The following is an 8,951-nucleotide window of genomic DNA, read 5'->3' as shown; positions in this document are numbered from 1 at the left end:
GCGGGCGACGCCGTCCATTGTTCGCGCCTGCCTGTATCTGACGGATGACGAGACCCCGTTCGCCACCTATGGGGTCGCGGACCAACCGCCGTGCCCGTCGCGGGGCGTGGAGCTGGTTGATGGCAACAGCCGCCTTCACCAGCGCGTGCCGGTTCGGCTGCTGGATGAGGCGGTCGGGGAACTCACGCTTAGCGCCACCCTGGCCCCCCTGCGAGAGCAGTTGCTGCGCCAGGTCGGCATTACCCTGGCGATCCTGGTCGGCAGCCTGCTGATCACCGTGCCCCTGATGTCGCGCCTGCAGCGGGTGATCACCGATCCGGTGCTGCGCCTGGGCGCACTGGCGCGGCGTGTCTCCGAGACCAGCGATTACTCGATGCGTGTGCCCGACGCCGGCCGTGACGAGATCGGCCAGCTCACGCGGGACTTCAACGCCATGCTGGAACAGATCGAGCGCAGCAATGCCGAGTTGCTGGACGCGCAACAGGATCTCGCCTCGCAGGTCGAGGAGACCCAGGCCGCGAACCACGATCTGGAACGCACCATGGAGCAGCTGCGTGAGACGCAGGCGCAACTGGTGCAGACCGAAAAGCTCGCATCGCTGGGCGGGCTGGTGGCCGGCGTGGCGCACGAGATCAACACGCCGGTCGGAGTCGGCGTGACCGCGGCGTCCACGCTGCGCAGCAGCGCCGAAACGCTGCGTTCAAGCTACGAGACCAACAATCTCAAGCGCTCGGATCTGAGTAGCTTCATCGACCTGACGGAAGAGTCCACGCGCATCATCCTGAGCAATCTTCAACGTGCCTCCGATCTGGTGCAGAGCTTCAAGCAGGTGGCGGTGGACCAGTCCAGCTCCGAGCGTCGGGTGTTCGATCTGCATGACTACGTGGACGAGGTCCTGCTCAGCCTCACGCCGCGTCTGAAGAAGACGCCGCACCAGATGGTGGTCGACATTCCGCCCGGACTGATGGTCGATTCGTATCCGGGCGCGCTGGCGCAGATCCTCACGAACCTCGTGGGCAACGCGCTGCTGCACGCGTTCGATGACGGGCGTCAGGGCACCTGCACCATCACCGGGAAGGCGGTGGGCGGCGATGTCGAGCTCGTGTTCAGTGACGATGGCGTCGGCATGCCGCCGGACCACGCGCGCAGAATTTTCGATCCGTTTTTCACCACCAAACGCGGCTCCGGCGGCAGCGGGCTGGGAATGCACATTGTGTATAACCTGATGAGCCAGATGCTGCATGGGCGCATCCGTGTCGACAGCACCGTGGGGCAGGGCACGCGCTTCACGCTGACGTTTCCGACGCAGGTGCCGGCCGCAGGAGAGAGCATCCAATGAACGACGATTTGCTCGATTTTGTCGACGATGACGACGAGGTGCCAACCTCCGGGGGAACCCGCGACTGGAAGGTGCTGATCGTGGATGACGACCAGGACATTCACGACGTCACCACGCTGGCGCTCGCCGGGCTGAGCTTCAGCGGCCGCGGCATTCAGTTCCTTCATGCCTATTCCGGCAAGGAAGCCTGCGCCATGGCGCGCGAGCAGCCCGACATCGCGTTGATGCTGCTGGATGTGGTGATGGAATCGGATCACGCCGGACTGGATGTGGTCGAGTACGTGCGCAACGAACTCGGTAACCGCTTCATCCGCATCATCCTGCGCACCGGTCAGCCCGGTCAGGCGCCGGAGATCGATGTCATCACCCGCTACGACATCAACGATTACAAGCACAAGACCGAACTGACCCGCCAGCGGCTGTTCACCACCATCTACACCGGGTTGTCCGCCTACCGGGATCTGATCGCGCTGGATGCCAACCGGCGTGGCCTGGAGAAGGTGATCGAGGCCTCCGCGCGCATCTTCGAATTGCAGTCGCTGGAGAGGTTCGCTCAAGGCGTGATCGAGCAGCTTTGCGCGTTGCTGTTCCTGGAGCAGGACGCGGTGATGCTGCACGCCTCCGGCATGGCGGCCGAGGCCTCGCTACCGCATCTGAAGGTTCTCGCCGGCTCGGGGCGTTTCGAGCCGCTGGTCGGATCCGACGCTTCCACCGTGCTGGACGCCGAGACGCTGGCGAAGATCGCCAAGGCGCGTGACGAGGGGCAGCTCATCTACCACGAGCACGATATCGCCGCGGTGCCCGGAGTCGGTTCCAAGGCCAGCAGTTTCGTGGTCTATCTGGAATCCGACGCGGTTCTGGACAGCGGCGGTCGCAAGCTGGTGGAAATGTTCTGCCGCAACGTCGCGATTGCCTGGGACAACCTGCAGAAATTCAAGCACGCCGTCGATTGAAACAAGACGCCCGGCTGTCGCCGGGCGTTTGTGACATCGGATCGCGGATCAGTTGGACTGCCCGCCACCGGCGCGGCGACGCGGCCGCCGCCGGCGTTTCGCTCCGGACGGCGCGGATTTCTGTTCGCCGCCGTGCGCTTGTCCGCCACGAGACGGGTTGCGCGATTTCTGTTGCTGACCACCACGCGATCCGTTGTTGCGCGGCGGGCGTGAAGGCCGAGGGCCGCGTTCGTCGCGTTCCTGGGCCGGCAACGGAGCGTTCATGTCGAAGCCCTCGACCTCGCGCACCGGGATGCGCCGACCGATGAGCCGCTCGATGCCCTTGAGCAGCTTGGCCTCCTCTCCGTCGACCAGCGATAGCGCCTCGCCCTCGACACCGGCGCGACCGGTGCGGCCGATGCGATGGACGTAGTCCTCCGGCACGTTCGGCAGTTCGAAGTTGATGACATGCGGCAGCTGATCGATGTCGATACCGCGGGCGGCGATGTCCGTCGCCACCAGCACGCGCACGGTGCCGGCCTTGAAGCCGTTCAACGCGTTGGTGCGTGCGTTCTGGCTCTTGTTGCCATGCAGGGCGGCGGCGGTCAGGCCGTCGGACTCCAGCTGCTTGCACAGGCGGTTGGCGCCGTGCTTGGTCCGCGTGAACACCAGCACCTGCTGCCAGTTGTTCGAGCCGACCAGCCAGGACAGCAGCGCGCGCTTGCGGCGCTTCTCCACATGGATCACCGACTGGGCGATCGTTTCCGCCGTCGAGTTCTTCGGCGTTACGTTGATCTCGGTCGGATCATTGAGCAGGCGCTTCGCCAGCTTGCGAATGTCGTCGGAGAACGTGGCCGAGAACAGCAGGTTCTGACGCTGCGCCGGCAGTTCCTTGATCACGCGCTTGATGTCATGGACGAAGCCCATGTCCAGCATGCGGTCGGCCTCGTCGAGCACGAACACCTCGATGGCCGACAGGTCCAGATGACCTTCGCGCACATGGTCGAGCAGCCGGCCCGGCGTGGCGACCAGCAGATCCAGCCCTTTCTGGATGGCGGCGATCTGCGGGCGCGGGCTCACACCGCCAAAGATCACGGCCGAGCGCGGCCGTACATCGCGGCCATAAGTCTCGACGCTTTCGGCGACCTGGGCGGCCAGCTCACGCGTGGGCGTCAGGATCAGCACGCGCGGCGCCTTGCCCCGCCGAGCCTCGGAGGCAACCAGCTTGTGGAGAATCGGCAGCGTGAACGCCGCCGTCTTGCCTGTGCCGGTCTGCGCCGCCGCCATCAGATCCTGGCCGGAGAGCACCGCCGGAATGGCCTTCTGCTGAATCGGCGTGGGGGTGGAATAACCTTCGCGCGCAACAGCGCTTAGCAGGGCTTCATTGAGCCCGAGTTCGGAAAATGACATGAAAACTCCTGAAGCCTGTCGCGCATGCGCGCGGTCCGGTTCAGGCTGATGAAAAAAGAGCAGCTAGATGCTGCGATAGACCCGGTCGCTGGTGGACCGGAAGCCGCCTTCACCGGAGGAGGGCGGGCTGAGGACGCGCAGTGTACACGTGATGGCGCAACGTTTGGGAATGAACTGGGCGCGGAATCGAATGATCTTCGCCAAGTGACTGTTCTGAGCGGTCGTGATCCTTCACCGCCAGCGCAGCCACAATCTGAGCCTCCAGAGAGACGACCAAACGATCCGGCAATGGCACCACCCGGTCCTTGTTGCCCTTGCCACCGCGAACCGTGATCTGCGAATACGCGAAATCCACATCCTGCACCCGAAGCCGCAAGGCCTCCATCAATCGCAACCCTGCCCCGTACATCAAGCCTGCTGCGAGAAACTGCGCCCCGGACAACTGCCCCAACACCGCACCGACTTCGCGGGTCGACAACACCACCGGCACCTGCCGCGACGCCTTGGCCCGTACAACGTCGGTCAGCCACTCCGGCTCCATCTTCAGCACATGGTGATAAAGAAACAAAATGGCGGACATCGCCTGATTCTGCGTCGACGCCGACACCCTCCTGGACACCGCCAAATGCGTCAGAAACGCTTCTATTTCCGGCTTTCCCAACTCGCGCGGATGCCGCTTATCGTGAAACAGGATGAACCGCCGAACCCACAGCGTGTATGTTTGCTCCGTGCGATACGAGTAATGCTTGGCACGAATTGCATGACGTAACTGATCCAACAACTTGGGTTGAGACGACGACATGGCAGCAATACCACCAACGAGCCTGTCGTGAACCTACGGAAAAACGACGGAATGCAGGACACCCACTGCCAAATTTCATCGATTTCACCGACCCTCAGCGGCGTGTTAGGCGGCCGATGGCGGCAATTGACCGGCACAGCGGCCGCATTTCTCCAGCCGCACCTCGTCAAATCAACGACTTACGTGATATCGCAGCACGTTACACGGCCTAAAGCGGAGACATTAGGCCGCCTATGTCCACCCAATAAGCGTTGGGGCTAGGAGCGTTTCGCATGGCTATAGACAAGAACGCGGGAGTCACTATGTCCAACGAAGTAACAATTGTCCGGTTGTACTGCATGAGAGGGCTCTACCTACTCAACTTCGTCGTTCTCGGCCTCGACGTATGGCCAGCACTTATCAATCACACGGGCGCCTGGGATCCCGTAAAAGGGGTTGCTTTCAGCTGGTGGGCGACCTTGTCGCTGCTGAGCGCGCTCGGCTTCCGGTATCCCTTGCAAATGCTGCCTTTGCTGCTTGCGCAAATGACCTACAAAGTCATATGGCTCGTTACAATTGCGCTTCGCGAATGGACGGATTTCAGCTCAATAGGCCTTACCAAATCCATGCTTGTCGGACTACCCATTGATCTGATCGTTATTCCTTGGCCATATGTTCTTTCTAACTACGTGAAGAAGCGCGGAGACAGATGGAGGTAGCTTTTGTCCCTGGCACCCCCAATGCGTCGCGCTTGGTGCGATGCTTAGGCCCAACAATCGCGTCCAGCCGACGTATTTGCCGCCGCTTCGCTCTGGCAAATCCGCGGCTGATGCTCGGCGTTATGTGGTCTGACTTCGTCGCCTACTTTGCGGAACCGCCCTGGCCGGTCCAGGGGTTAGTTGTAGCCGCGTTAATATGGGTACTGCAACGCGGAAGGTCCTGGTTAGCGGACCTGGGACTTTGGTTACATCAGCGTTTTTTCAGGCCTTTCTCAAGGCAACGCCGCCTGAAGCGTCTCTTATGGCTCAGGCGTGCGGGTAGATCTCAAGTTGATGTATTTGAGCAAATAGTTAAAACACAGGTGGCGAAATGTATCTTTATGGTTTCCGCTGTTGTATTTGCATTTGCGTTCCTAACAGGGCCACTATTTCTTGCCAGCAGCGGTGGAACCCGTTATGCGTTACTAGGCCTCTCTCTTCCAGTCTACGTTCTGGAAATTATTTGGTTATTGAATGACCACACGCTTAAAGTGCTAAAGAGAAGGCATGATCGACACCTCCGTTCAAATGCCACATAACAAGCCAGTAAAGCCGAAGCCAAACCGCTACGCGCTTTGGTTCCCTTCGCTGCGCTCCGGCTCGGCTTACTTCAAGCGTTAGCTGCCAGATGAAGCGTGTCTCCGCTCTTACTATTCTAGTTTGCTCAATTGTCTACGGGGTTATCCCGACTGCAGCAAGTGCAGCGGCAACGTACTGGTCGCTGACGTCCGGGATTACTCCTTCTGACTTCAGCTTCACCGCCCTAGGAGTCGTCGCGTATTGCGCCGCTATTGTGGTATCCGCAGTAGCGCTCAGGGTTTTCTCTAAAAGCGCCAACTATCTCAACTCCCTCATAGGTTACTTGGCGGCATCCGGGGTACTTTCTGCCGCGCTTTTCGCTATTAACGTTCCAATCGGGAACCCTATTCTTTGGGTAGTCGCAACTTTCAAGGATTTTGGTCTCATCTTTGTCGGAGTCGTCTTGGGTTCAAAACTTCACGCTGACGCACAGCATGCTCAGCTTGGCTGGCGAGAGTAGAGGGCAGGTGAAATTGGCAGCTAACAAGTGCTTGCAACCGACAAAATTTCCGCTGCGCGAAAATTTCGCGGCTGAAGCACGGCGTTAGGCGTACTTGCAACCGCCGCTTCTGAACCCCATGCATCGCATATATAAAGTTTCGCTCTTAGTGATATTTTTTGTGACCGTTCTCGCTTATTGGTTAGAGGGTGGGTTTGGAGCGTTTACCATAGCTCTGCTTGTCGGTTCGATAGTGGGGTTTTTATCTGTGGTTCCGGAGCTGATAAATATTTTGCGCTCATGGATAATCAAGGGTCGATGATGAGTTGCAGACGTGTTAGCTCCCGATTGGGTTTTTCAATAACTTTATCGAGCACGCCTAACCAATTGGTCAAGTGGACGCCAAACCCGCTCCGCGTGTTTGGTTCCCTCCGCGCTGCGCGCTCCGGCGCCCCTTACCTCAAGCGTTAGCTGTCATGTCTAGATACAGACTCGCGTTAAGCGTCGGAACCGCCAGTCTCATCTTTTTTTTCATATTTGTGTTGTTTCTAGCGGCGTTGCAACCGAACCCTGACAGCCTCTGGTATCAGTGGGCGCAGGTGGTCGGCTTTGCACTTTCCATGAGCGTTGTAATTCCTGGCCTGTTTCTCTGGATGTCTGGATTTCGGCGATACCAGGCGTACATCGGCACGTCGGGATTAAAGTGGGTTCTATATGCATCAGCATTCACTTTTTTGGCCGCATTCGTCCTCGAATTGCGTTACGGAAAGGAGCTAGATGCCAGCTAACCAATCGGTCAAGTGGACGCCAAACCCGCTGCGCGTGTTTGGTTCCCTCCGCGCTGCGCACTCCGGCGCCCCTTACCTCAAGCGTTGGGCGTCATGGAAATAGCGATGCAGCCGACACAGCAACAAATTGATTCATACATGGCGGCTCACCAAGCGTTTATGGCTGGTAATCACGATTCATCCTTCAACGAGATGAAGCGCCTAGCACATGAAGGTCTTGCAGATGCTCAGCATTTCGTCGGGTGGTGCTACGAACAAGGCATTGCAGTGGAAAGCAATCCGGAGCAAGCATTTCATTGGTGGGAGAAAGCCGCAGAACAGGGCATTGCGGAATCGCAAAACGCCATCGGCTCTATGCTGGCGGCTGGCGAAGGTTGCAAGAGGAATCGCCCGCTTGGTGCATATTGGTTGGCGCTTGCCGCCTCAACTCACGATGAGAACGAGTTCGTCACCACTGCAGCTGATTCGGAAAAGGCCCTGAAGCAGTTGTTGAAAGAGATGTCGTCAGATGAAATCAATGAATTCAAGCAGATGGCTGAAGCAGCCGCCCAACAAGGCGCTTGAGTCCGACGCGCACTGCGTGCGCGCGGCTCAGCTTCAGCGTTAGATGGCAATGGATTCCCCACGCCGCACAATTATCGGCTTCTGCCTTGCGTTTTTCGCGTCGTTGTCTGCTTTGCTTCTTGCGGTCATTGCCGCGGGGCCACGGAACGAACTATTGCTACCCATGCTGGTGCCTTACTTGCTAATCGGCGGCATCGTAGTTGCAACGTCATTGGCTGTTGGAGGCTTGCCGCTGCTACTGATTCTCGAACGGCTGCGTTACCGCAAGCTCTGGCCATACCTCGCTGGATCGGTTGTACTTAGCGCAGTGTTCGTCTTTCTCTTTAAACCGTTTGGTCGTGACGCAATTCCATCGCTAGTGCAGCAAGCGGCAGTGTGCAGTTCCATCGGGGCGGTTGGGGCTTTTGTTTTGTGGTTTTCAGTTGTTCGTCGTGGTGCTAAAAATGCCAACTAACAACGCCATGGAGAGGGACATATTTTCCGCTACGCGCTTCGCGCTCCACTCCAAATATGCCCCTCATAGCGAGCGTTAGGTTGCATCCATCGTGAGCCTTCGTGACGAAGTATTAGGCGCAGTAGAACTGCTCTCGCTGCCGTCAAAGCAGTTAGCCTACGAACGAGAAGTGCCAACAGTTCATGCGCCGAGTGAACTGATTTGTTTGTATTGCGATGACTTGTACCATCCCAAAAGTAGCGTGTTCCTTGATAGCTTTAACGAGGAAGAATTGAGAGAGTTGGCACACCTGTATGGTGTGGTGGTCCAGGCATCAAAGCACCAAGCTCCAACGGTCACTGAACTGCTCAAAACAGATGAATGGCGCGTAGTTATCTCAGTAGCAAAGTCAGTCTATGAGTCACTTAGCCGTGCAACCTAACAATGCGTTTCAAGGGACGTTTGACCCGCTGCGCACCCTTGCTAACGCAAGGCCACGCATCGCATCAAACGCCCCTGAACGCAGGCGTTAGGCACTAAGGAGAACCTGTAGACAATGAGCCAAGAAGAAAACCCACCGAAATATCCTTCTGCCGAAGAGTTTTGTCTCAGAGTCCCACTTTATGAACAGTTTTCTTACGACGACGAAAAAAACAACGGATTCTTCTCGCTAGAGCAATTCGAAGGGACACTCGATTTTCATTGTCCTGGCTGTGGACAACATAGCGTGTTTACTGTTCGAAAAAATAACTATCACCAAGATTCTTATTACAGGAACTATGTCTTTTCATTAGCATTCAATTGCTCAAGAGATAGTTCACATAAGGCGCTTTTCATATTTCGCGCACAGGGTTCTACCCCGTTTCCACGGACGGTTTGAAAAGGTCCGAAAACTTACGGTCTTGCCTTGCGACTCTGCGCCGCATTC

Annotated in this window: 8 protein-coding genes; 6 read left to right on the top strand and 2 right to left on the bottom strand. The window is 57.9% G+C overall.

Annotated elements, in window-relative coordinates:
- The coding region (locus tag ABNS06_RS16230; RefSeq protein ID WP_348675650.1) for a HAMP domain-containing sensor histidine kinase at window positions 1-1,339 on the top strand (1,339 nt) is incomplete at its 5' end.
- Window positions 1,336-2,292 (top strand): DUF3369 domain-containing protein, encoded by a 957-nt coding sequence (locus ABNS06_RS16225; RefSeq protein WP_348675649.1) that lies wholly within the window; start codon window positions 1,336-1,338, stop codon window positions 2,290-2,292. The genes ABNS06_RS16230 and ABNS06_RS16225, both read left to right, overlap by 4 nt.
- 48 nt (window positions 2,293-2,340) lie before the next feature.
- On the opposite strand, the gene ABNS06_RS16220 is transcribed toward ABNS06_RS16225, so the two are convergent.
- Both ABNS06_RS16220 and ABNS06_RS16215 read right to left on the bottom strand, forming a co-directional pair.
- Entirely contained in the window at window positions 2,341-3,681 is a 1,341-nt protein-coding gene (locus ABNS06_RS16220) for a DEAD/DEAH box helicase (RefSeq protein ID WP_348675648.1), read from the bottom strand.
- A gap of 109 nt (window positions 3,682-3,790) precedes the next feature.
- On the bottom strand, window positions 3,791-4,459 hold the full coding sequence (locus ABNS06_RS16215) for a phage integrase N-terminal SAM-like domain-containing protein (protein WP_348675647.1): 669 nt from the start codon (window positions 4,457-4,459) through the stop codon (window positions 3,791-3,793).
- Between the two features lie 296 nt (window positions 4,460-4,755).
- On the opposite strand from ABNS06_RS16215, the gene ABNS06_RS16210 reads away from it, so the two are divergent.
- The 4 genes from ABNS06_RS16210 (at window position 4,756) to ABNS06_RS16195 (ending at window position 8,465) form a co-directional block, all read left to right on the top strand.
- A complete protein-coding gene (locus ABNS06_RS16210) occupies window positions 4,756-5,181 on the top strand; it encodes a hypothetical protein (RefSeq protein ID WP_348675646.1) in 426 nt (141 codons plus the stop codon).
- Between the two features lie 1,938 nt (window positions 5,182-7,119).
- The gene (locus ABNS06_RS16205) at window positions 7,120-7,590 is read left to right on the top strand and encodes a tetratricopeptide repeat protein (RefSeq protein WP_348675645.1); all 471 of its coding nucleotides are present in this window, start codon (window positions 7,120-7,122) and stop codon (window positions 7,588-7,590) included.
- A 49-nt stretch (window positions 7,591-7,639) separates the two neighbouring features.
- Complete coding sequence (locus ABNS06_RS16200; RefSeq protein ID WP_348675644.1) at window positions 7,640-8,044, top strand: hypothetical protein; 405 nt, start codon at window positions 7,640-7,642, stop codon at window positions 8,042-8,044.
- 91 nt (window positions 8,045-8,135) lie between these two features.
- Window positions 8,136-8,465: a hypothetical protein gene (locus ABNS06_RS16195; RefSeq protein ID WP_348675643.1), complete on the top strand. Its 330-nt coding sequence runs from the start codon at window positions 8,136-8,138 to the stop codon at window positions 8,463-8,465.
- The last annotated feature ends 486 nt before the right edge of the window (window positions 8,466-8,951 follow it).

It is taken from the genome of uncultured Abyssibacter sp. (assembly GCF_964000955.1).
GTDB lineage: Bacteria > Pseudomonadota > Gammaproteobacteria > Nevskiales > OUC007 > Abyssibacter.
This window is presented reverse-complemented; position numbering and strand designations above follow the sequence as displayed.

Bases quoted from the DNA above. Each gene is read 5' to 3' on its own strand.
- ABNS06_RS16225 (WP_348675649.1), top strand. From the start codon at position 1,336: ATGAACGACGATTTGCTCGATTTTGTCGACGATGACGACGAGGTGCCA.
- ABNS06_RS16220 (WP_348675648.1), bottom strand. From the start codon at position 3,681: ATGTCATTTTCCGAACTCGGGCTCAATGAAGCCCTGCTAAGCGCTGTT.
- ABNS06_RS16210 (WP_348675646.1), top strand. From the start codon at position 4,756: ATGGCTATAGACAAGAACGCGGGAGTCACTATGTCCAACGAAGTAACA.
- ABNS06_RS16205 (WP_348675645.1), top strand. From the start codon at position 7,120: ATGGAAATAGCGATGCAGCCGACACAGCAACAAATTGATTCATACATG.
- ABNS06_RS16200 (WP_348675644.1), top strand. From the start codon at position 7,640: ATGGATTCCCCACGCCGCACAATTATCGGCTTCTGCCTTGCGTTTTTC.